Here is a 23,134-nt window from a genome sequence, read left to right on the forward strand (position 1 = left end):
CCGCTGCGCCATGGTCCTCACGCCTCCGCGCAGGGAAAGGGAACCGGGGCGCGGGGAAGGGTGGCGCGCTGCGTGCCATCAGCTGTCCGCCCCCTGTACTTCATGGGGTGGAGCCCCCCGGCCGGCTTTGCGGGCGGGGGAGGGGGCGGTTGCGTCTGCAGAGCGCCCTTGAGCGAAGCGGACACCGGGCGGCGTGCAGAACCTGTCAGTTCAATGAGCGAGGTCTTGCCGTCCGGACGCCGCGTCCTGCGTTACGAGGCGGCGGCCATTTCCCGCGCGCGGCGCATGGTGATGCGGGCGGCGGCGGTGGCGAGAGCGTCGTCATATTCCCGCGTGAGGCGGGCGCAAAGCTCGGCCGCGGCTGGGATATCGGCAATGGCGCCCACCCCGTGCCCGGCGGACCACACATCGCGCCAGGCCTTGGCCTCGTTGGCCATGTCGAGCCCGCCATGCTTCTTGAGATTGGCCGGATCAAGCCCCGCGCGGATGAGGGACGGCTTCAGGAAATTGGCGTTCACGCCTGAAACGGCGTCGGTGTAGAGAACGTCCTCGGCGGCGGAGGAAAGCATCATCTCCTTGAATTCCTGGGGCGCAAGGCTCTCCTTGGTGGCGATGAAGCGGGTGCCGAGATAGGCCAGATCCGCCCCCATCACCTGTGCCGCCGCGATGTGGGCGCCGGTGGAGATGGCGCCCGAGAGCACCAGGGTGCCGGCAAAGAAGCGGCGGATTTCGCCGATGAGGGCGAACGGGCTCAAGGTGCCCGCATGGCCGCCGGCGCCCGCGCACACGGCGATGATGCCATCCACCCCCGCTTCCATGGCCTTTTCCGCATGGCGGCGGCTGATGACGTCATGGAACACGAGCCCGCCATAGGAATGCACCGCCTCCACCACCTCGCGCACCGCGCCGAGGGAGGTGATGACCAGCGGCACCTTCTTTTCCACCGTCACGGCGAGGTCGGCCTGAAGGCGCGCATTGGTCTTGTGGACGATGAGATTGACGCCGAAGGGCGCCGCCGCGCCCGCGCGGGCATTGCGCTGGGCAATGTCGTCCACCCACGCGCCATAGAGTTCGGTGGAACGCGCATTGAGGGCGGGGAAGGTGCCGAGAATGCCGCCCCGGCAGGTCTCCGCCACCAAATCCGGTCCTGAGACCAGGAACATGGGCGCGGCGATGGCCGGCACGGCAAGGCGACCTTCGAGCGGCGCGGGCAAGGGTTTGGCTTCGAGCATGGGCATGTTCCTCCATCCGCCAGGACAGGCGGTCATTGTTGGCCGGCGGAGCCTGTTGGCCGGCGGCGGCGTTCTACGTGCCACTCTTTCGCGGGGCCATGGCCCCTGGCGAACCGGATGCGTGAGTTGACCTATAGGTGAAGGCGCTGTCAATTCCGGCAATGCCATCCGCAAGGGAATGCCCTGTCGCGGCGCGGTGCGTCGGGAATGGGGCCGGAAAAGATGCGGGAGAGGGCGGATGGCGTTCCTTGACACGCGCCATGGCGCCAGGCCCTTGCTATCTTGCGGCGCAAGACCGCGGGGCGTGGGAACGGGCGGAGCATGGGTGTGATTCGAGAGGGCGCATTCTGGGGCGCGGCTCATTCCGGCGCGAAGCATTGGGGGTGGATGGCTGCCGCTGAGGCGTGCGGAGCCACGCGCGCTAGGCCTGCTGCTCGGGCTTGGGGCGCTGCGCGGGCTTGGGGCGCTGCTCGGGCTTGGGGCGCTGCTCGGGCTTGGCTTGCGGCCATCCGGCGCGGCCTGCTCCCCTTGATGGTTCTTGTGGTGATCGTTCTGGCTCAGGCTGGGGCGGCGCGGGCGGATGTCGCGCCCTCAAGCCCGGCGCAGCCGGCGGGCAGCGCCCCTCAAGTGGCCAGTGGCGCGGACAGCCCCCTTGATCCCCTCGATACATCGAGCCCCAGCGCGACCTTCCAGTCGTTCATGCGGCAGACCCGGCGGCTGGAAAAGGCCTACGTCGATTACGACGCGCACAAGACGCGGGTGGGGGAGCTCGCCATGTTCTCCACCGTGCTGCGCACGCAGCGCCTGTTCGATCTGGAGCCCCTGCCGCCGGCGATCCGCGAGAAGGTGGCCAGTGCCGGCATCACCTATCTCGTGGATATCTTGAACCGCCTGCCGGAAGTACCGGCTGCCGACATTCCCGGCGCGCCGGGCCGGGACTGGGGCAAGCTGCCGGCGAAATGGGAGATTCCCGGCAGCGACATCACCATTGCCCGGGTGGAGAGCGGGCCGCGCGCCGGCGAATATCTGTTCACGGCCGACAGCCTGGAGGGGCTGCCCCGGGACTATGCGCTGCTCATCGGCCGGCCGCCTCTTCGGCCGGTGATGTTCGATGATTGGCACCGGGTGCAGGTCAATTTCACGGGGCCGCTGTTTCCCGATGGCATCCAGGACCGGCTGCCGACAGCCGCTTATCTGGTGCTCGATACGCCACTGTGGAAGGCGGTGCTCTCGGTGGTGCTGGTGCTGGCGGTGTTCGTGGCGGTGTGGCTGTGGAGCCGGCTGGCGCGGCGCGCCGGGCGCGGCGGTGGGCGCGTGCGGCACCTGGGCTGGCGGCTTTCGACGCCGCTGCTGCTCATCGTGCTGTATCTGCTGGCGGCCGCCTTCATCCGCATGCAGATCCACCTCTCCGGCGAATTCTCGAGCGGCGAGAGCATCTTCTCCAACATCGTCCTGTACGCCACCGGGGCGTGGCTGGTGTGGAACGCCTGCTTCTTCCTGGCGGAGGCGGTGATCGCCTCGCCGCGCATTCCCGACAACAGCTATGATGCACACCTGCTGCGCCTGGCCGCGCGCCTCGGCTCCATTCTGGCGGTGGCGGTGGTGCTGCTTTATGGCGCGAACAATATCGGTATTCCGGCCCTGGGGCTGGTGGCGGGCCTCGGGGTGGGCGGCATCGCGGTGGCGCTCGCCTCCCAGTCCACCCTGGAAAACCTGATCGGGGGCCTGTCCATCTTCGCGGACCGGCCGTTCCGGATCGGCGATTCCATCCGCTTCGAGGGACAGCTGGCGGATGTGGAGGCCATCGGCCCGCGCTCGGTGCGCATCCGCGGGCTGGATGGCACCTTGATTACGGTGCCCAATGGCGATCTCGCCAAGCGGCACATCGTGAATGTGTCGAGGCGCGACAAGTGCCTGTTCCTGCACGAGATCGGCGTGCGCTATGAAACCTCGCCCGAGCAGCTGCAATGGCTGCTGACCGAGCTGCGCCGCATCTTCCGGGCGCACCCCATGGTCGAGAAGACCGGCAGCCTGCCCCGCGTGGCCCTGACGGGCTTCGCCGACAGTGCCATCACCATCCAGATCCGGGCCGGTGTGCTGACCACCGATTACGAGGAATTCCTGAGGATCCAGGAGCGTTTGCTGCTCGATGTCGCGAAGGTGGTGGCGGCGGCGGGGACGGGCTTCGCCTTTCCAAGCCAGACCGCGTATCTCGCCCGAGACACCGGCATCGACGCCGCAAGGCAGTCCGAGATCGCCGCCCAGATGGCCAGCCTCGCGGCGGACCAGGAGCGGGAGGGCTCCGCCACTTCCGTCGAGGGGCGCCGTTAACCCTGGGCCGGGTGGGGCGCTTGACTCCCCCCGTCGTTTCCGGAATCTATCTAGAACAAACAGTGAACACAGAGGCGGACGAACCGTCATGTCATCTCCGCGCGCCCCCCGCACCGCGGCCGACCTCGCACGTCTGCGCGGCATCATCGCCGCCATGGAGCGCGGCGGGGCGCCGCCGGCTTTCCCCGCCCCGATGCGGGTTGCCTCCAATCCGGAGCCGCCCGCGGACGCCGGGGAATGGGACACCACTTTCCCCGCGCGGACAGGGAAGGGGAAGGCGCCTTCCCCGCTGAGTTCCTGTGCCTTGTCGGAGGCCCCACCTCCGGCCTTCTCCGTTCCGGAACGGCCTGATGGTGGAGCGGAAGCCTGTCGGTCTCCCGCGCGGAGCCGTGGTGGCTCTCCTGAGGCTCTGCCGCGAGGCACAGACCCTATCGCGCTGGCGGGGAAGGTGGCTTCCCCGCTGCCCCCCCGAGCCTTGTCGGAGGTCCCACCTCCCACCTTCTCCGTTCCGGAGCTGCCTGATGGTGAAGCGGAGGCCAACCGGTCTCACGCGCGGCACGATGGTGGCTGCCCTGAGATCCAGCCGCGAGGTTCCACTCCTGTCGCGATGGCGGGGGAGGTGGCTTCCCCGCTTCCCCCCAGCACGGTGTCGGAGGCTTCACCTCCCACCTTGGCCGTTCCGGAGTCGCCTGACGGCGGGGCGGAGGCCAAGCGGTCTTGCGTGCGGCACGATGGTGGCTGCCCTGAGATCCCGCCGCGAGGCTCCACTCCTGTCGCGATGACGGGGGCGGTGGCTTCCCCGCTGCCCCCCGGCGCCTTGTCGGAGGCCCCACCTCCCACCTTGGCCGTCCCGGAGCCGCATGACGGTGAGGTGGAGGCCAGCCGGTCTCCTGCGCGGCACGATGGAGACTTCCTTGAAACCCTGCCGCGGGGTTCCACTCCTGTCGCGATGACGAGGGTGGTGGAGGCTTCCCCGCTGCCTCCCGGCGCCTTGTCGGAGGTTCCACCTCCCGCCTTGGCCGTTCCGGAGCTGCCTGATGGTGAGGCGGAGGCCAACCGGTCTCGCGCGCGGCGCGATGGTGGCTTCCCTAAGGCCTCGCCGCGAGGCCCCGACCTTGTCGCGATGGCGGGGGAGGTGGCTTCTCCGCTTCCCCCCAGCACGTTGTCGGAGGCTTCACCTCCCACCTTGGCCGTTCCGGAGTCGACTGACGGTGGGGCGGAGGCCAAGCGGTCTCGCGTGCCGCGCGATGGCGGTTTTCCGGAGATCCCGTCGCCGGGTTCCGCCCCTGTCGCGGTGGGGGAAGAGGGGACGAGGCCTGGCGCTTCGGTCGAGCGCCCCTCCTTCCGTGCTGGGGCCCCTGCCGTGCCGGGAAATGCTCGCGGCTGGGCGGGGGGAGCCGATGCCTGGGGGCGGCCCGCAGCCGGGCCCTCGCGCCTGCCTTTGGGGGTGCGGGAGGTGGATGCGGCTCTCGGCGGCGGACTGTCCTGCGGGGCGCTGCACGAGCTGGCCGGCATGCCGGGAGAGGAGGGGCCGCTTGTCGCCTTCGCCGTGGGGCTTGCCGCGCGGGCCGCGGCGGGGCTGCGGCGGCCTGTTCTGCTGGCCTGCCAGGAGGTGGCGGAGTGGGAGGCGGGACGCCTCTACGGCCCGGGGCTGGCGGCGCTGGGCCTGCCGCCCGAGGCGCTGCTGCTGGTGCGCGTGCGCAAGCCGCAGGATGTGCTGTTCGTGATGGAGGAGGGCTTGAAATGTGCCGGCCTGTCCGCGGTTCTGGGAGAGTTCCTGTCGCCGGTGCCGGAGGTGCTCACCGCCACGCGGCGCCTCGCCTTGGCCGCCCAGGGGTCCCCTCGTCTCGGCCTGATGCTGCGCCACAAGGCGGACCCCTCGCCCTGTGCCGCCCTTACCCGCTGGCGGATCTCGACATTGCCGAGCCCCGCGGCGGATGGCTTCGGCGGCCTCGGGGCCCCATGCTTCCTCGCCCGCCTTACGCGCAATCGTTTCGGCCCCACGGGAGAATGGCGGCTGATGTTCGACACGGGGGTGTTCCAGCCGGCGCCGGGCGAAAGGAGCGGGCATGAGCGCGGGCGCGTCGCAGCGGCGCTATCTGAGCCTCGCCTTGCCTCGCCTGCCCACGGATCTCGTGGAACGGAGGATGTCGCCTGAGGCGCGGGCCTGTCCGCGTGCCGTGGTGGCGATGGAGAAAAGCGCGCTGCGGCTCATCGCCGTGAACACGGCCGCCGCGGCGCTCGGCCTTGAGCCGGGCCTTGCCCTGGCCGATGCGCGGGCGCGCCATCCCGATCTGGCGGTGAGCGAGGCGGAGCCGGACGCGGCGGCGCGGATGCTGGAGCATCTGGCTGATGCGTGCGAGCGCTACACGCCCCTCATCGGCCTCGACGGTGCCGATGGGCTGGTGCTCGACGTCACCGGCTGCGCCCATCTGTTCGGTGGCGAGGAAGGGCTGGTGCGCGACCTGCTGCGCCGGGTGGCGATAGCGGGCTTCGCGGGGCAGGCGGCGCTGGCCGCCACCCGTGGCGCGGCCTTCGCCCTCGCCCGCTTCGCCGCCGGCCGGGGCGGCGCGGTGGTACCCCCGGGGGAGGATCTGGCGGTGCTGCTTGGGCCGCTGCCGCTCGAGGCTCTCCGGCTCGGCGGGGCGGAGGTGGAGGCGCTGGCCCGGCTCGGCTTCCGCCGGGTGGGTGATCTTTATGGCAAGCCGCGCGCGCCGCTCGCCGCCCGTTTCGGCGCGGGGCTGCTGCGGCGGCTCGACGAGGCGCTGGGCCATGCCCCGGCGGCCATGGACTATCGCTTTCCAGCCCCCGTCTTCTGCGCCGAGCGCAACCTGCCCGAACCGGTGGAGCGGGTGGAGGATGTGCTGGGCCTCGCCGCCCACCTCGCCACGACCCTTGCGGAGGCGATGGAGCGGCACGGCATGGGCGCGCGGCGGCTCGATCTGGTCCTGTTCCGGGTGGATGGCAAGGTGACCCGCCTCGGCATCGGCACCAGCCGGCCTTTGCGCGACCCGCTGGTGGTGCGCCGCCTGTTTGCCGAGAAGGTGGCGGCCCTGTCCAGCCTCGATCCGGGCTTTGGCTTCGAGCTGGTGCGCCTTGCGGTGCGTGAGGCCGCGCCCTTGTCCGCCCATCAAGAGGGTTTCGGCGCGGGGGATGAGGGGGCCGGGGCCCTGGACGAGCTGGTGGACCGGCTCACCACCCGCTTCGGCGCGGCGCGGGTGCGCCGTCTCGTGCTGGCGGATCGCCACGTGCCGGAGGAAGCCGCCGGGGACGTGCCGGCCCAGACTGCGGGCGGCTGGGCGCACGCCGCCGTGGCCTTGGAGGCCCTGGAGCCGCCGGGCGCCGCAGGCGTGGGCCCGGTGGGAGATGACGCGGAGGGGGCGCGGGTCGGGGGGCTCCTGTCCGGTCTGCCCCGTGACCTTCCGCCGGGCGGCCCTCGCCTGCCTTCGCGCCTGGAAGCCGTTGGCGCGCGCGGGCGCGATGGCGGGGCCGCCCTTGATTGGAGGTCGGCTGATGGGGCGATGTCCCAGGCTCCGGGTTTCCTCCCGGCCTCGGCTTTTCGCGCGGCCCAACTCCTCCCCGCAAGCGGGAGGGGCGGCGCCGTGGTGACACAAGAGCCGGCAGCCACGGCCTGGACCACGCCAGCGTCTCCCGCAACCCTCTCTCTCTCGTGGGGAAGTGAGCCGGTGCCTGTGGAGCCCGCACCCACCGGGAATGGGGGAGGCCTGCCGCCCATCGCGCCAAGGAAGCCCGTGCCTGCGGTGTCGGGGGAGCTCGCGCCTGTCGAGAATAAGGAGGGCCTCCCCCTCGCCACAGCAGGGAACCTCGCGCCCGGAATGGAGCCGCCATCCGCAGCCCCCTCCCCCCTGGGGGAAGAGATTTTGCAGGGGGCGGCACAGGAGGAGCCAGCACCCGGCGGGAAGAGGAACAGCCTCCTGCCCAGCGCAGCAGGTGACGCCAGGCTTGGCATGACGTCACCTTCCGAGCCGTCCGAAGCCTCCTTCCGCACGCAAGGGCGGGCTGGGATGCCAGAGGTGGGGGGGCTCGTCCCCGCCAGGAGTGGGGGCCGCCTCCCGCTCTCCGCGGCGGGGAGCGCGGCGCCCAAAGCGGAGTCCTCGTTCGCACCGCCGGACCTCCTTTCACGCCTGCGGGGGAAGGCCATGAACGGGGCGGCGCAGGAACGGCCTGAACCTGCCGGGAATGGGGGCGGTCTCCTGTCCACCGCAGCAGGACACGACGCGGCCGGAATGGGGCTGTCCTTTGAGCCGTGCGAAGCCTTCCTCTGCACGCCGGGGCGGGAGAGAGCTCCAGAGGTGGGGGAGACCGGGCCTGCAGGGAACCGGGACAGTCTCCCGCTCTCCGCAGCGGGGAGCGCCGCGTCCGAAGTCGGGGCGTCTTCAAAGCCGTCTGAATTCCTCTCCCCCCTGCGGAGAGAGGTTCTGCGGGAGGCGACGCAGGAGAAACCCGCATCCGCCGGGAACAGGGGCAGTCTCCTGCCCAGCGCAGCGGAGAGCTCCGCGCTTGGTATGACGTCACCTTCCGAGCCGTGCGAAGCCTCCTTCCGCACGCAAGGGCGGGCGGGGGGGCCGGAGGTGGGGGAGCTCGTCCCCGCCGGTCATGGGGATGACCTTCCGTTGATCTCGGCGAGGAGCTGCGCGCCTGGAATGGAGCTGCCTTCCGAGCCGTCTGAACTCCTCTCCCGCCAGCGGGGGAGAGGGCTGGCGCCGGCTGAGCGGGACGTAAGCCTTTTCCCACCGGAGTGTCGGCTTCCGCCATCAGCCGCAGGGGGGCTCCCTCTGTGCGCGGAGGGGAGCGCTTCGGATGGGGGCGGGCAAAGCCCTCTCTCGCTTGCGGGGGCGGGGTGGGAGGAGGCTGGCCCGCTTGCGGCGGGGGGCCGTGGCCCGGGGCGACGGGACGGGGCTCCCACTCGGCGCGGGGATGGACGGATGGGCGGCCGGGCGGTGCTTCGGGCCGATGACGAGCCGGATCTTGCCGGCCCGGCCCGGCCGCTGCGCCTGCTGGACAAGCCGGAGCCGGTGGAGGCGGTGGCCGAGGTGCCCGATGGCCCGCCCATCCGCTTCCGCTGGCGCCGGGTGAGCCATGTGGTGGCGCGCGCCGAGGGGCCGGAACGCATCGCCGCCGAATGGTGGCGCTCGGGCGCCGAGCCGCCCGCCCGCGATTATTTTCGGGTGGAGACGGCTGCGGGCCATCGCTTCTGGCTGTTCCGCGCGGGCCTTTATGGCGCGGGCGGCAAGCCGGCCTGGTTCATCCACGGCCTGTTCGGGTGAGCGCCATGGATTCGTCAATGGATTCATCGCCGAACCGGTCCGCGCCACCGCAAGTGCCCGCCGTCGGGCCGGTCGTGCGCCTGCCGGAGCATCGCGCGGCCCGTCATCGCTCGCCTCCGCCATCGCGCCCGCCGGAGCCGGATTTCGTGGAGCTGGCCGTCACCACCAATTTTTCCTTCCTGCGCGGTGGTTCCCATCCCGAGGAATATGTGGCGGCGGCGCAGGCGCTCGGCCATCGCGGCATCGGCATCGCCGATCGCAATACCCTGGCCGGGGTGGTGCGGGCCCATGCCAAGGCCAAGGCGCAGGGCTTTCCCCTCGCGGTGGGCGCGCGCCTCGTCTTCGCCGACGGCACGCCCGACATCCTCGCCTATCCGCGTGACCGGGCCGCCTATGGCCGCCTGTGCCGCCTGCTCACCACCGGCAACATGCGGGCGGAAAAGGGCGATTGCATCCTGACCCTGGACGATCTCCTGGCCTGGGCGGAAGGGCTCAACCTGGTGGTGATGCCGCCGCGCCGGCTGCCCCGAGCCTTCGCGCCCTTCCTCGCCGGCCTGAGGGCGGCGGCGGGGGGCTGGCTGTGGCTCGCCGCGCCGGTCACCTTTCGGGGCGACGACGCCCGCCGCCTCGCCCGGCTGAAGGCGCTGGCCGCCGAGGCGGGCCTCCCGCTCCTCGCCACCCTGGACGCGCTCTATCACGATGCCGACCGGCGCCCGTTGCAGGACGTGCTCACCGCCATCCGCCACCATGTGAGCCTGGACGAGGCGGGCACGCGCCTTGCCGCCAATGGCGAGCGGCACCTGAAGCCGGCGGCGGAGATGGCCCGCCTCTACCGTGCCTTGCCGGAGGCGGTGGAGGAGAGCCATGTCTTCTTCAAGAGCCTGAATTTCTCCCTCGATCAGCTGAAGCCCAGCTATCCGCGCGAGGTGCGGGAGGGTTTTTCCAGTCCCCAGGCGGCGCTGGAAGCCCTGACCTGGGCGGGTGCGGCCGCCCATTATCCCGATGGAGTGCCGGATAAGGTCATCAAGGCGCTGGACCATGAGCTGGACCTCATTGGCCGCCTCTCCTACGCGCCCTATTTCCTCACGGTGCACGAGATCGTGGGGTTCGCGCGCGGGGCGGGTATCCTGTGCCAGGGGCGCGGCTCGGCGGCCAATTCGGCGGTGTGCTTCTGCCTCGGCATCACCGACGTGGACCCCATGCGCACCGAGCTCTTGTTCGAGCGCTTCATCTCGGAGGAGCGCGGCGAGCCGCCGGATATCGACATCGATTTCGAGCACGAGCGGCGGGGGGAGGTGCTCTCCTTCATCTATCGCCGCTACGGCGCCGCCCATGCCGGGCTCACGGCCACCACCACCACCTATCGCTCGCGCTCGGCGGTGCGCGAGGTGGGGCGGGCGTTCGGCCTTTCGGAAGATCTGGTGGGCGCGCTCGCCGGCACCATCTGGGGCTGGTCGTCGGGCGGGGTGAAGGCGGAGGAGGCGCGCCGGCTCGGCCTCGATCCCGACGAGCCCCGGCTTGCCCGCGTGCTGGAATTGACGAAGGCCCTTATCGGCTTTCCGCGTCATCTGTCCCAGCATGTGGGCGGCATGGTGGTGACCCATGAGCGGCTCGACGAGATCGTGCCCCTCACCCGCTCCGCCATGGAGGAGCGGCCCATCATCGAATGGAACAAGGATGACATCGAGGTCATCGGCCTGCTCAAGGTGGACATCCTGGCCCTGGGCATGCTGACGGCGGTGAAGAAATGCTTCGGCCTGCTGGAACGCCATTATGGGCTGGAGATGACGCGCATCGGCGACGTGCCGGCGGAGGATGAGCGGGTCTATGCCATGCTGAAGCGCGCGGATTCCATCGGCGTGTTCCAGGTGGAGAGCCGGGCCCAGCAGACCATGCTGCCCCGCCTCAGGCCCGAGCGTTTCCAGGACCTGGTGGTGGAGGTGGCCATCGTGCGGCCAGGCCCCATCCAGGGCGGCATGGTGCATCCCTATCTGCGGCGCCGGCAGGGGCTGGAGCCGGTGGACTATCCCTCGCCCGAGCTGCGGGAGGTGCTGGAATCCACCCTCGGCGTGCCGCTGTTCCAGGAGCAGGCCATGCGCATCGCCATGGTCGGCGCCGGCTTCTCGGCGGGGGAGGCCGATGCCCTGCGGCGGGCCATGGCCACCTTCAAGCGGGTGGGCACCATCCACACCTTCCACGCCAAGCTCATCACCGGCATGCTCCAGCGGGGCTATACGCGCGAATTCGCGGAAAGCCTGTGGAAGCAGATCGAGGGCTTCGGCTCCTATGGCTTCCCGCGCTCCCATGCGGAGAGCTTCGCCCTCATCGTCTATTGCTCGGCCTGGCTGAAGTGCCACTATCCGGATGTGTTCGCGGCCGGGCTCATGAATGCCTGGCCCATGGGCTTCTACGCCCCCGCCCAGCTGGTGCGCGACGCCCGCGAGCATGGGGTGGAGGTGCGCCCCGTGGACGTGAACGCCTCCCATTGGGACCACACCTTGGAGCCGGAGGCCGCGCCGTTGCCGCTTCCCCTGCCGGAGCATGGAGGCAGCCTCGCCGCGCGCATGGCCGTGGAGCGGGCCGCGCCGAGGGATGGAGCCCCGCAGCCCCCGACCCCGCCGGATGTGGCCAGGGGGCGCGAGGCCCTCGGGATGGGGGCGGCCGACGGGCCCGGGGCATCGGCCCGGCTGAATTCGCGCCATGGGGAGATGGCGGGCGACATCCATTCCACCCATGCGCTGCGCCTGGGTTTCCGGCAGGTCGAGGGGCTGCGGGCGGAGGAGATGGCGCGCCTCGTGGCGCGGCGTGGGGCGGGCTACGATTCGGTGCGTGATGTCTGGCTGCGCACAGGCCTGCCGCCTTCCACCCTGGAGAAGCTGGCCGACGCCGATGCCTTCCGCGCCTTCGGTCTCGACCGGCGGGCCGCGCTCTGGGCGGTGAAGGGCCTGCGCCGCTCCGGCGACAAGGACGACCTGCCGCTATTCCGTGCGGCTTCATCGCCGGCCAGCCCGTCACCCGCCGCGCCCTTCCTTGAGCATGAGCCGGAGGTGGACCTGCCGGTGCTGCCGCCGGGGGCGCAGGTGGTGGCGGACTATCGCCACATGAAGCTGTCCTTGAAGGCCCATCCGCTCGCGTTCCTGCGCCCCGAGCTGCGGCGGCGCGGGGTGACGCCGGCGGCCGACTTGCCCGGGATGAAAAGCGGGCAGAGGCTGACCCTGGCCGGGCTGGTGCTGGTGCGCCAGCGGCCGGGCACGGCCAGCGGCGTCATCTTCATGACCCTGGAAGACGAGGCGGCCTGGGCCAATGTCATCGTCTGGCCGCGTGTGTTCGAGGCGTTTCGTCCGCAGGTGCTGGGGGCGCGGCTGGTGATGGTGCGCGGCAAGCTTCAGAACGAGCAGAGCGTGATCCACCTGGTGGCGGAAAGCGTAGAGGATTGGAGCCACCTTCTGGAGCATCTGGGTGAAGCCGGCGCCGCAGCGCCGCCCGACCCCCGGTCCGTGGCGCGCAATGGGGGCGCTCCCGCCGACGCCGATGCACCCGACCGCCTCACGCCCCATGCTCCCATGCCCCATGCTCCCATGCCCCGCGAGCATCCCGGCTCCGCCATGCCGAAGGGGCGGAATTTCCACTGACGTCGCCTTCCCTTGCCCCCCTGTATGCCGACAGGGGAGGTGAATATTTTTCAGAGTGAGGATGTCTTTTTCCTATAAAGAAAAATAGGCTGAAGCTTCAGTGAAAGAGGATAAGGGCGGCGTAGCGGGCTTCCCACTCGTCTGCGGGCGGCTTGCCGCTTGCGTGGCGGCCATCCGGTCCTGTTTCCTGGAATGCGGGGGACCTCCTCCCGCCGATCTCGCCGCGAGCCCTGCCGCCCATGAGCTATCTTTATCTCGCCATCGCCATCGTCGCCGAAGTGATCGCCACCTCCGCCCTCAAGTCCACGGAGGGCTTCACCCGGCTGGTGCCCTCGCTGGTGGTGGGCCTCGGCTATGTGGTCGCCTTCTATTGCCTGTCGATCACCGTGCGGGAACTGCCGGTGGGCGTCGTCTACGCCATCTGGTCGGCGGTGGGCATCGTGCTCGTGGCGGGCTTCGCCTGGATCTATTACGGGCAGGCGCTGGACCTGCCGGCGATCCTCGGCCTCGGCCTCATCATTGCCGGGGTGGCGGTGGTGAACCTGTTCTCCAAGACCATGGCCCATTGAGGGGCGCCGGCCTGGTCGCACCGGGCGCCGGCGCACGAAAAAAGGCGGCGCCCTGCGGCACCGCCTTCTTTCTCTCAACGGACTTGTTGTCCTGGCTGGCTTTCCGGCTTCAGGAGCCGGTGGCTTCCAGCTCGCGCACGTCGTTGGCCGGCATGAACATGCCGAACAGCCGCCCGGTGGCGAGGCGCTGGGCCTGCAGCACGGCACCCGCCATGCCCTGAGCGTCCGCCGCCGCTTCCCGCGCCAGGGACATGGCGGTGGGGAAGGGGGCCTTCAGCTCCGCCACCACCTCATCGGTGTCGAAGCTGAGATCGGCATCGAACTTGCGGGCGATCTGCTGCATCCGGCGGTTCTGTGCCAGGCAGTTCAGGCACAGGGTGCGGATGCCGCGATTGCGCGCCGCGAGAATCACACGCTCCAGCAACAGGGTGCCGAGGCCGTGGTTCTGGAATTCCCGTTCCACGCTGAACGCGGCTTCGGCTTCCCCGGGCAGAACGTCGCCCATGGGGTAAAGCTCCGCCGCGGCCCTCAGCGTGCCGTCAACGAAATAACCGTGAACGATTGCGCCGGTACGGAACGCCCGCGCCGCATATCGCTCAATGAACTCGGCAGACACCGCTGAGCCGAATCTGAAACGCCGGCTCTCCACATCGAGCCTGAGAAGGTGATCCTTGAAGATCTCCGCTTCCCCGGCCCAAAGCTTGCGGATGATGCCCGGTGTGACCTGATCGGTCATATTGGTCTCCAGACTTGGCGTCTTGAAGCCCTCCGGTTCCTCCAGCGCCGAAAATTATGTGCAGCGCAGCAAAGGTCAAGGGTGCTGACGTTAACCTTTAGGTAAGAAAGTTCTTCCCTGCGATGTCGATGGGTAGCAAGCCATTGCAATTGCAGGATCTGCGGCTGCTATGCGCCATTTGCAGAACCGTCACGACCTGACGGCAGGCATGCGCCACCATTCAGCCGCGATCATCTCACGGAAGGGAATTCAATTTACCTTCCTGCACCAATATGGCCCTGAAATCATTGACATTGGTCAATGTGGGACCAGTCATCACCAGCCGACCGAGATTTTCGAAAACGTCATAGGCATCGTGGTCGACCAAGGCGGCCGGGATATCGAGGCCGATCTCCCGCGCGAGGGCGAGGGTGTGCGAATCGCTCCAGGCACCGGCATTGTCCTGTGTCCCGTCAATGCCGTCCGTATCGCAGGCGAGGGCGGAGATGCCGGGCGCGCCGTCCAGCGCGGCCGTCAGGGCCAGCAGGAATTCCGCATTGCGTCCGCCCCGGCCGCGCCCGCGCCCGCCCAGCGTCACCGTCGTCTCGCCGCCGGAGAGCAGAACGCAGGGCGGCCGCGCCGGCAGGCCATGGGTGGCGGCTGACCGTGCAATCCCCGCCAGGGCGATGCCCACTTCGCGCGCCTCGCCCTCGATGGCATCCCCCAGGATGAGCGGCGTGATGCCGAGCGCGCGGGCCTGCTCCGCCGCCGCCTGAAGGGCCATCAGCGGCGTGGCGATGAGGTGCAGCTCGCAGGCCGGTGGCAGCGGCTCCAGCCGGTTGGCGCGGATGGCCGCGGCGAGGGCGGGCGACGTTGGGATGCCATAGCGCGCCAGCAGCTCCAGCACCCCTTCCGGGTCGGAGGGCTCGGCAACAGTGGGGCCGGAGCCGATGATTGTGGGGTCATCGCCGGGCACATCGGAAATCAGATAGGTGACGGATCGGGCGGGAGCGATGGCCGCCGCCAGCCGGCCGCCCTTCACCGCCGAGACCGCCTTGCGCACCCGGTTCATCACCCCGATGGGCGCGCCGGAGGCCAGAAGCGCGGCATTGAGCGCCTGCTTGTCGGCCAGTGTGAGCCCTGGGGCGGGGGCCGTCAGCAGGGCCGAGGCACCGCCGGAGATCAGCACCACGACGAGGTCGTTCCCGCCCGCGCCGCGCGCCAGCTCCATCATGCGGCGGGTAGCCTCGCACCCGGCCGCGTCGGGCACCGGATGGGCCGCTTCCACCACCTCGACGAAGCGCGTGGGACAGCTGTGGCCGTAGCGGGTGATGACGAGCCCCTCGCAAGGCCGGCCCCATTCCTCTTCGAACGCGCGGGCCATGCGCGCCGCCGCCTTGCCAGCGCCGAGCACCAGGGTGCGCCCCTGCGGCGCCGGCGGCAGCCGGCCCTTGAATTTGCCCTCGGGCAACGCCGCCTCCAGGGCCGCGTGGAACAGCGACAGCAGAATCTCTTTTTCCGCAGGCATGTTCCGCTCCTTGTCTGCAATCAACGCGCGAAATGTCCGGACCAAATAACCCACCCGGGCACCGTGGATTAGACTTTCGTTCGAGATGGGTAAAAGATGCTGGCCTTTACGGAAAGAGCCGCTAGCTTCACTCTCAATTAACAACCACTAACGCTATAGGGAGAATGCCCATGCTCCGTGCCCTCACGGCGGCCGTCGTGTCCGCGCTGGTTTTGACGCCGGTGGCGGCCAAGGCCGAATTCGTCAATGTGCTCACCGGTGGCACTTCGGGTGTTTACTATCCGCTCGGGGTCGCCGTTTCCAAGCTCATCGGCGAAAAGGTGCCGGGCGCGCGGCCTTCGGTTCAGGCCACCAAGGCTTCGGTGGAGAATCTGAACCTGCTGCAGCAGGGCAAGGGCGAGGTGGGCTTCACCCTGGCCGACAGCCTCGCCGACGGCGCGGCCGGCAAGGAAGAGGCGGGCTTCAAGACCCCCCTCACCAAGGTGCGCGCCCTGGGCGGCATCTATCCCAATTACATTCAGATCGTCGCGGCCAAGGATTCCGGCATCAAGACCATCGCCGACCTGAAGGGCAAGCGCATCTCCGTGGGCGCGCCGCGCTCGGGAACCGAGCTGAACGCCCGCGCCATCCTGGGCGCCGCCGGCCTGAAATATGACGACATGGGCAAGGTTGAGTACCTGCCCTTCGCCGAATCGGTGGAGCTGATGAAGAATCGCCAGCTCGACGCCACCTTGCAGTCGGCCGGCCTGGGCGTCGCCTCCATCAAGGATCTGGCGAATTCGGTTCCGATCGTCGTGGTGGAGGTGCCCGCCGACGTTGTGGCCAAGATCGGCGCGCCGTATCTCTCCACCACCATTCCGGCCGGGACCTATGAAGGCCAGTCGGCGGACGTCGTGACTGCGGCGGTGCCCAATTTCCTCGTGACCCGTGCCGGCCTCAAGGACGAAGAGGTCTACGAGATCACCAAGGCCATCTACGACAATCTGCCGGAACTGGCCGCGGCCCATTCCGCCGCCAAGGGCATCAAGCTCGAGAATGCCATGAAGGGCTCGCCGGTGCCGTTCCATCCCGGCGCCGAGAAGTATTTCAAGGAAAAGGGCATCACGCCCTGATGTCCGCTCCGGTCCGCGGCGCCTGCCCATCATGAGGGCGTCGCCGCGGCCCAGCCTGCCGATGCAGGCGCTGCCGGAGCCGCGGCGTTGTCCTTACCCGGGCAGGCCATGCCACCGGGTGAGTCCGACCGCAGGCCAACGCATTCGGTTGAACCACTTGAGGCTTCCAGGCGTTCCGCATGGCGGAGCGCTCGCGGGCTCCCCGGGGGTGAGAAGCCTGCGCTCGTCAAGCCGTGCTGCCGGTGGGGCGTCTTCGCCATGGGGACGCTCGCCGGGCAAAGCTATTCCGGTCGCCGCCACGTTTTCGTTTCCATCACGCCTGTTCTGAGTTCGAGCCGCCATGACGCAATCGCTCCACACGCCCACCACCAACCCGCCGGTGAGCCACGACATCAAGGATCCGAACCACGGCGCTGCCGTGGTTGTGGATGATTCGCTGCTCGACCTGACCTGGGGGCGTGGCTCCTGGGGCCGGGCGGTGTTCTGGATCGCCGTGCTCTTCTCCACCTTCCAGATCATCACCGCCGCCTGGAGCCCGCTGCCGAGCCAGATCGTGCGTTCGGTCCATGTGGGCTTCCTGCTGCTGGTGGTGTTCGCGATCGCCGGCAATCATCGGGAGGGTGCCAAGCGTTATGCCTTGTGGGGGCTGGGCATCGCCTCCTTCATCGTCGGCCTCTACCACTGGGTGTTCTATTCCGACCTCATCGCCCGGGCCGGCGATCCGTCCACCATGGACATCGTGGTGGGCACCATCGCGGTGATCCTGGTGTTCGAGGGCTCGCGGCGGCTCATGGGCTTCGCGCTGCCCGTCATCTGCGCCGGCTTCATCCTTTACGGCCTGTTCGGGCAATATCTGCCGCCGCCGCTGGACCACCGGCCCTATGACTTCGTGCAGGTGGTGGACCAGATGTTCCTCGGCACCGAGGGCATTTACGGCACGCCCACTTATGTGTCCTCCTCCTACATCTTCCTGTTCATCCTGTTCGGCGCCTTTCTCGAGCGCGCGGGGATGATCCAGCTCTTCAATGATCTGGCCATGGGCACGGTGGGCCACTCGAAGGGCGGGCCGGCGAAGGTTTCGGTGATCTCCTCGGCGCTCATGGGCACCATCAATGGCTCGGGCGTGGCCAATGTGGTCACCACCGGCCAGTTCACCATCCCGCTGATGAAGAATTTCGGCTACAAGCCCGCCTTCGCCGGCGCGGTGGAGGCGACGGCCTCCATGGGCGGGCAGATCATGCCGCCGGTGATGGGCGCCGTGGCCTTCATCATGGCTGAGACCATCGATGTGCCCTATGCCACCATCGCCACGGCGGCGGTGATCCCGGCCTTCCTCTATTTCTTCACCGTGTTCGCCATGGTGCACCTGGAAGCGGGCAAGCACGGCCTCTCCGGCCTGCCCAAGGCCCAGTGCCCCAATGCCTGGTTGGCGCTCAAGAACCGGTGGTATCTGCTGCTGCCGCTGGGCGTGCTGGTGTGGCTGCTGTTCTCCGGCTACACGCCGCTGTTCGCCGGCACGGTGGGCCTGGCCTTGACGGCCCTCATCGTGCTGGGCACGCCGGTGGCGCGGGTGATCGGGCCCTATGGCCTGCGCGTGCTGTTCTGGATCGTGCTCGGCATCGCGGCCGCGAGCTTCCTCGAATACGGCATCAATGGCGTGGCGACAGCGGTGGCCGCGCTGGTGCTGCTGCTGCTGTTCGTGAAGGGCGGGCGCGAGACGCTGCGCATTTCCATCGAGAGCATGGCCGACGGCGCGCGCAACGCGCTGCCGGTGGGTATCGCCTGCGCCCTGGTGGGCACCATGATCGGCGTGTTCACCCTCACCGGCGTGGCCACCACCTTTGCCACCTTCGTGGTGGAAGTGGGCAAGAGCTCGCTGTTCCTCTCGCTGATCCTGACCATGATCGCCTGCCTCGTGCTCGGCATGGGGCTGCCCACCATCCCGAACTACATCATCACCGCCTCCATCGCCGGCCCGGCGCTGCTGGCGCTCGGGGTGCCGCTGATCGTCTCCCACATGTTCGTCTTCTATTTCGGCATCATGGCGGATCTCACCCCGCCGGTGGCGCTGGCCGCCTTCGCCGCAGCGCCCATCGCCGGCGCCTCGGGGCCGCTGATCGGCGTCACCGCCACCCGCATCGCCCTCGCGGGCTATGTGGTGCCCTTCATGGCGGTCTATTCCCCGGCCCTGATGCTGCAGGACGGCGACCCCATGTCCGGTGTCATCGGCTTCTGGCCGGCGGTGATCTATGTGGTGGTGAAGGCGCTTCTCGCCATCATCCTGTGGGCGGGCACCGCCACCGGCTACCTGCTGTCGCCGCTCAATGTGATGGAGCGGGTGTGGGCGTTCGCGGCGGCGGCACTGCTCATCGCCGCCCTGCCGTTGTCCGATGAGGTCGGCTTCGCCGCCTCCATCGCCTTCCTGGCCTGGCACGTCTGGCGCACCCGCGCCCGGGCGGCCACGGCCTGAGCGCGATGGGCCTCGTCGCCTGCCTGGCGGCCGGGGGGCAGATGGTGCGGCTTGCCGCCATCTTCACCCTGGCCTGGACCCATTCGGTGCAGAAGAGCGAGTGGCGCGAGACCTGGCGGGCGACCCCCGAGGGGCTCGTGCTCACCGAGGTGCGGGTGCAGGGATCGGGCGCGGGCATGGAGCCGCCCGAGGATTCGGTGCTGGAGGGCGGCTTTTATGTCGCCCACCCGCGCCTGCCGCCGCAGAAGGATGTGCTGCTGCGGCGCTCCGGCGCCACCGCCGATTGGCGGGTGTGCATGGGCGACACCTGCCGCCCCATGGGGGACTTGGTGCCGCCCGAGGCGGACCCCGTGCGCCTCACCACCTGCGAATGAGGCGGGAACCTCCCGGTCCAGATTCGCAATTCAACGCCCGGCCAAAATGCTCTAAGGGAAGAGGGCGTCCCCCTTTTCGGCGACGCGTCAGCATCACAGATGAGCCGTTGCCGCCATGGGTGAACCCGTTGTCGAAACGCCGCGCGCCATGAGCGACGCCGCCTATTACCTCCTGGCCGTCCTGGTGGGGACTGTCGCGGGCGCGGTCGGCGCCGCGTTCCACCTGCTCTACGCCTATGCCATGGAATGGCCGGCGCTGGTGCTGCCTTATTTCGAGGGGCCGGAGGTGCTGGCGGTGCTCGCCGCGGTGTCCGCCGCCATGGTCCTGGTGTCGGTGCTTCTGGTGCGCACCTTCGCGCCCGAGGCGGCCGGTTCCGGCGTGCAGGAAATCGAAGGCGCGCTCGACGGGCAGCGGGAGGTGCGCTGGAAGCGCATCCTGCCGGTGAAGTTCGTGGCTGGCATCCTGTCGCTGGGCTCGGGCCTGGTGCTGGGGCGCGAGGGGCCGACCATCCACATGGGCGCCTCGGTGGCCAAGGCGGTGGGAGACGGGTTCGTTCTGGGCGTGCGCGATGGTCGCGGCCTGCTCGCGGCCGGTGGCGCGGCGGGCCTGGCCGCCGCCTTCAACGCGCCGCTCGCGGCCATCCTGTTCGTGATCGAGGAGACGCGGCGGCAGTTTCCATATGGCCTGCGCACCTATAGCGCGGTGATCATCGCGTCGGTGGTGAGCGCCATCGTCACCGAGATCATCGGTGGCACCGCGCCCATGATGGCGCTGGAAACCACGGAGATGCCATTCTGGCTGATGCCGGCCTTCGCGGGCCTGGGCGTGCTGCTGGGCGCGCTGGGCGTGATCTTCAACTGGGCCGTGGTGGCGGCGCTGGAGCTGTCGCGCAAGATCGGCCTGAAGGCGTCGCCTTATCTGGTGCCCCTAGTGGTGGGCGCGGCCATTGGCCCGCTCCTGGTGCTGCGCCCCGAGGCCACCACCGGCGGCGAGGCGCTGGCGGTTTCGCTCGCCACCCATCATCTGCCGCTTCTCACCATGGCGGTGATCGTGGTGGTGCGGTTCGTCATGACCATGGCGAGCTATTCCACCGGCGTGCCCGGCGGCATCTTCGCGCCGATCCTGGCCCTCGCCACTTCGGCGGGCATCCTGTTCGCCATGCTGCTGGAGCTGGCGCTGCCGCTGCCTCCCGGGGCCATCATGGCGTTCGGTGTGGCGGCCATGGGCGGCCTGTTCTCCTCCACCGTGCGCGCCCCGCTGGTGGGCATGGTGCTCGTGGCGGAGCTGACGGGTGGCTACAATCTGATGATCCCGGTCATCATCACCTGTGTGTGCGCCAACGTGGTGGCCGAAGCCCTCGGCGGCAAGCCCATCTACGAGGTGCTGCTGGAGCGCACCCTGCTCCTGGCCGGCAAGACCCCGCCCAAAGCGCCGGAAGACGAGCCGATCGGCGGCTGGGACGAACGCGAGCGGCGTTCCCCCGAAGCGGGCGCCGGCGCGCCGCGCGCCTGATTCCGGAGGCAGGGGCGGTAATCCGACCCTTTCGAGGGTGGGGCATTTGGAGGCGATCCGTGAGCGCTCGCGGATCGCGTCAGCCATCGGTTTAGGACCGACTCGGCCTGCGCTTCTGGCGGGTGAGCCGGCAAAGCTGTCCCCATCTCACGGCAGCAGGGACATTCGCGAACTCATGAGGTGTTCGCGTGTTCTCGACGTACGCCGGGGGCGGCCTCGCTCGAAAGCGCATCCCTTGGTGGCTCAGAACTTGGGGGGGCTCAGAACAGACGGGCGTCCGTCTCGGCGAGGATTTCCGGCATGCGGGGGCCGTTGAGCACCTCGAACTCCACCTCCCGCTGGTGGGTGAGGGGGTCGCGCGCGGTCAGCGGGTCGTCCACATGGCCGGGATGCACCATGACCAGCCCACCGTCCGGCAGGCCTTTCAGGAAATGGGCCAGGAGCGGCGCGAAATCGTGGTCGGCGCCGAAGTCGTAGGCGCCCGCGAACGCGCTGTTGGTGGACAGGCCAATGCGCGCCGCCGCGCGGGCAAAGCCGTGGCCGAAGGCGCCGATGAGCCGCCCCTTGATATCAAGCCCGATGAGCGCGGCGGAAGCCGGCTCCACATTGCGCAGCCAGGCATTGGGGGCGTGGCGATGGGTGGCCTTGAGCACCGCCGCGCGAATGACCGGCAGCACATGCACATGCTGGTGGCCGTCCACATGGTCCGGCGGCCGGCCGAACGCGCGCTCGAAGGCGAGGAACTGGGCTTCCACCTCCGCCGCCACGGCGGCCCGGTCGAGGCGGCCGGTGAAGGCGCGCGCCACCAGCTCGCGCAAGGCGGGCAGGTTGCCGCCATCGGTCCAGGGCGTCAGCGGGGCGGTGCCGCCGGTGAGGGTGATGTGAAGCCCCACGCTCACACGCTTGCCGCCCACGGTCTCGGCCAGCCGGCGCGCTTCCTCCGCGAGGCCCGAGAAAACGGTCATCACCGAGGTGGCGTTGATGCGGCGCTCCTCGATCAGCCGGCGGATGGCCGCCGACACGCCGGGCGCAATGGCATAATCGTCCGCGCAGATGGTGACGTGCTTCACGACTGCACCCCCGCCACCCGCAGCGGTGCTTCCGTCGCCGGCGGCGCGGCCTGGGCCTCGGCGGGCGTGAGGGTGTGCTCGGCCACGAAGTAGACCGGCCGCGCCTTGATCTCGGACAGGATGCGGGCGACGTATTCGCCCATCAGCCCCATCACCAGCAGCTGCGCGCCGCCGATCACCATGATGCCCACCACCAGCGAGGGATAGCCGGGCAGCGGAATGCCCCAGAACAGGCGCTCCAGCACGATCCAGGTGCCATACAGCAAAGCGAGCCCGGCCAGGATCGCCCCGCACAGGGCCGCAAGACGCAGCGGCGCCGGCGAGAACGAGGTCAGCGCCTCCATGGACAGGCCGAGCAGGCGCAGGAAGTTGAAGGAGGAGGAGCCGTGGGCGCGCGCCTCCGGCTGGTAGGGCACGGCCACCTGGCGGAAGCCCACCCAGCTCGACAGGCCCTTGAAGAAGCGGTTGCGCTCCGGCATCCGGCGCAGGGCTCCGGCGGCGCGCGGAGAGAGGATGCGAAAGTCGGCGGCATCTTCCGGAATGGAGCTGGAGGAGCCGAAGTTCAGCAGCCAATAAAAGCCACGCACGAAGGTGCGGCGGGCCACCGGCTCGTCGAGCCGGTTCGACTTGACCGCATAGGCCACGTCATAGCCTTCGTCCTTCCACAGGCGGACGAAGGTGGGGATCATCTCCGGCGGATGCTGGCCGTCCGCGTCCATGAACAGCAGGGCGTCGCCGCGGGCATGGTCGAGGCCGGCCATGAGGGCGGCTTCCTTGCCGAAATTGCGCGACAGCGCCACCACCTGCACGTCGAGACCGAGCGCGGGCAGGGCGGCCGCGAGGCTCGCGCTGCCATCGCGACTGCCATCGTCCACATAGACGATTTCCATGCGCAGGCCGCGCGCCTGCGCCTCGGCCCGCGCGGCGCGGCACAGCCGCTCGTGGAAATGGGCGAGGCCGGCAGCCTCGTTATACACCGGGACGACGATGCTGAGATCTGGGGTCATGGGCTGGCCAGTGTCGGCGGAGGCGACGGGATGGAGTGGTCTAAATCCGGCGAGCGGGGAAGAGTACGAATTTTTTTGCATGACGGTGGAACCTGTCTTCCCACCGGGCGTTTCCTTATCAGCGCGGTCGCGCCCCCCAACCAGACCGTGCATGGCGCGGTCGTCTTTCCCCCAGAGACGGCCGCGCCGCCGCATTCGGCTCGTGCATCATGAGTGTCAGTCATGTCGGCCTCGGCGGCTGTGCCTGCCCTTTCAAAGGGGAGCGGCGGCGCCGCGATGGGGGCTCCGCGCTT

Annotated in this window: 14 protein-coding genes; 9 read left to right on the forward strand and 5 right to left on the reverse strand. The window is 69.4% G+C overall.

The window, feature by feature from the left end:
* Positions 1–251: 251 nt before the first annotated feature.
* Entirely contained in the window at positions 252–1,232 is a 981-nt protein-coding gene (locus V5F26_RS09215; RefSeq protein ID WP_394947436.1) for an NAD(P)H-dependent flavin oxidoreductase, read from the reverse strand.
* 543 nt (positions 1,233–1,775) lie between these two features.
* On the opposite strand from V5F26_RS09215, the gene V5F26_RS09220 reads away from it, so the two are divergent.
* The 5 genes from V5F26_RS09220 (at position 1,776) to V5F26_RS09240 (ending at position 13,052) form a co-directional block, all read left to right on the forward strand.
* Complete coding sequence (locus V5F26_RS09220; protein ID WP_394054651.1) at positions 1,776–3,563, forward strand: mechanosensitive ion channel family protein; 1,788 nt, start codon at positions 1,776–1,778, stop codon at positions 3,561–3,563.
* A gap of 1,456 nt (positions 3,564–5,019) precedes the next feature.
* Positions 5,020–5,721, forward strand: a complete 702-nt coding sequence (locus V5F26_RS09225; RefSeq protein WP_394947435.1) for an ImuA family protein — start codon at positions 5,020–5,022, stop codon at positions 5,719–5,721.
* Positions 5,633–8,851, forward strand: a complete 3,219-nt coding sequence (locus V5F26_RS09230; protein WP_394947434.1) for a Y-family DNA polymerase — start codon at positions 5,633–5,635, stop codon at positions 8,849–8,851. The genes V5F26_RS09225 and V5F26_RS09230 overlap by 89 nt, the downstream gene beginning before the upstream one ends.
* A gap of 17 nt (positions 8,852–8,868) precedes the next feature.
* Positions 8,869–12,483: an error-prone DNA polymerase gene (locus tag V5F26_RS09235; RefSeq protein WP_394947433.1), complete on the forward strand. Its 3,615-nt coding sequence runs from the start codon at positions 8,869–8,871 to the stop codon at positions 12,481–12,483.
* 239 nt (positions 12,484–12,722) lie between these two features.
* Complete coding sequence (locus V5F26_RS09240) at positions 12,723–13,052, forward strand: DMT family transporter (RefSeq protein ID WP_234052551.1); 330 nt, start codon at positions 12,723–12,725, stop codon at positions 13,050–13,052.
* 109 nt (positions 13,053–13,161) lie between these two features.
* Here the strand turns inward: V5F26_RS09240 and V5F26_RS09245 are convergent, their stop codons facing one another.
* The gene (locus V5F26_RS09245; RefSeq protein ID WP_234052550.1) at positions 13,162–13,788 is read right to left on the reverse strand and encodes a GNAT family N-acetyltransferase; all 627 of its coding nucleotides are present in this window, start codon (positions 13,786–13,788) and stop codon (positions 13,162–13,164) included.
* Positions 13,789–14,023: 235 nt separating this feature from the next.
* On the reverse strand, positions 14,024–15,295 hold the full coding sequence (locus V5F26_RS09250) for a glycerate kinase type-2 family protein (RefSeq protein WP_394947432.1): 1,272 nt from the start codon (positions 15,293–15,295) through the stop codon (positions 14,024–14,026).
* Positions 15,296–15,465: 170 nt separating this feature from the next.
* Between V5F26_RS09250 and V5F26_RS09255 the strand changes: the two genes are divergently transcribed.
* From V5F26_RS09255 to clcA, 4 genes are all read left to right on the forward strand, one after another.
* Positions 15,466–16,407 (forward strand): TAXI family TRAP transporter solute-binding subunit, encoded by a 942-nt coding sequence (locus tag V5F26_RS09255; RefSeq protein WP_234052548.1) that lies wholly within the window; start codon positions 15,466–15,468, stop codon positions 16,405–16,407.
* 340 nt (positions 16,408–16,747) lie between these two features.
* Entirely contained in the window at positions 16,748–18,877 is a 2,130-nt protein-coding gene (locus tag V5F26_RS09260) for a TRAP transporter permease (RefSeq protein ID WP_394947431.1), read from the forward strand.
* 5 nt (positions 18,878–18,882) lie between these two features.
* Positions 18,883–19,251 carry a DUF1850 domain-containing protein gene (locus V5F26_RS09265; RefSeq protein WP_394947430.1) on the forward strand — a complete coding sequence of 123 codons (369 nt, stop codon included), beginning with the start codon at positions 18,883–18,885 and terminating at the stop codon, positions 19,249–19,251.
* 115 nt (positions 19,252–19,366) lie between these two features.
* Positions 19,367–20,764 (forward strand): H(+)/Cl(-) exchange transporter ClcA, encoded by a 1,398-nt coding sequence (clcA, locus tag V5F26_RS09270; RefSeq protein ID WP_234052545.1) that lies wholly within the window; start codon positions 19,367–19,369, stop codon positions 20,762–20,764.
* A 260-nt stretch (positions 20,765–21,024) separates the two neighbouring features.
* On the opposite strand, the gene V5F26_RS09275 is transcribed toward clcA, so the two are convergent.
* Positions 21,025–21,834, reverse strand: coding sequence for a ChbG/HpnK family deacetylase (locus V5F26_RS09275; protein ID WP_394947429.1), 810 nt, complete (start codon positions 21,832–21,834; stop codon positions 21,025–21,027).
* Positions 21,831–22,841, reverse strand: coding sequence for a glycosyltransferase family 2 protein (locus V5F26_RS09280; RefSeq protein WP_394054637.1), 1,011 nt, complete (start codon positions 22,839–22,841; stop codon positions 21,831–21,833). Before V5F26_RS09280 ends, V5F26_RS09275 begins: the two co-directional genes overlap by 4 nt.
* Positions 22,842–23,134 lie beyond the last annotated feature (293 nt).

The sequence above is a fragment of the Xanthobacter variabilis genome, assembly GCF_043831965.2.
In the GTDB taxonomy this organism is placed as follows: domain Bacteria; phylum Pseudomonadota; class Alphaproteobacteria; order Rhizobiales; family Xanthobacteraceae; genus Xanthobacter.

Coding starts and splice junctions, on each gene's coding strand:
- V5F26_RS09215 (WP_394947436.1), bottom strand. CDS start 1,232: ATGCTCGAAGCCAAACCCTTGCCCGCGCCGCTCGAAGGTCGCCTTGCC.
- V5F26_RS09230 (WP_394947434.1), top strand. CDS start 5,633: ATGAGCGCGGGCGCGTCGCAGCGGCGCTATCTGAGCCTCGCCTTGCCT.
- V5F26_RS09235 (WP_394947433.1), top strand. CDS start 8,869: ATGGATTCATCGCCGAACCGGTCCGCGCCACCGCAAGTGCCCGCCGTC.
- V5F26_RS09240 (WP_234052551.1), top strand. CDS start 12,723: ATGAGCTATCTTTATCTCGCCATCGCCATCGTCGCCGAAGTGATCGCC.
- V5F26_RS09245 (WP_234052550.1), bottom strand. CDS start 13,788: ATGACCGATCAGGTCACACCGGGCATCATCCGCAAGCTTTGGGCCGGG.
- V5F26_RS09250 (WP_394947432.1), bottom strand. CDS start 15,295: ATGCCTGCGGAAAAAGAGATTCTGCTGTCGCTGTTCCACGCGGCCCTG.
- V5F26_RS09255 (WP_234052548.1), top strand. CDS start 15,466: ATGCTCCGTGCCCTCACGGCGGCCGTCGTGTCCGCGCTGGTTTTGACG.
- V5F26_RS09260 (WP_394947431.1), top strand. CDS start 16,748: ATGACGCAATCGCTCCACACGCCCACCACCAACCCGCCGGTGAGCCAC.
- V5F26_RS09265 (WP_394947430.1), top strand. CDS start 18,883: ATGGGCCTCGTCGCCTGCCTGGCGGCCGGGGGGCAGATGGTGCGGCTT.
- clcA (WP_234052545.1), top strand. CDS start 19,367: ATGGGTGAACCCGTTGTCGAAACGCCGCGCGCCATGAGCGACGCCGCC.
- V5F26_RS09280 (WP_394054637.1), bottom strand. CDS start 22,841: ATGACCCCAGATCTCAGCATCGTCGTCCCGGTGTATAACGAGGCTGCC.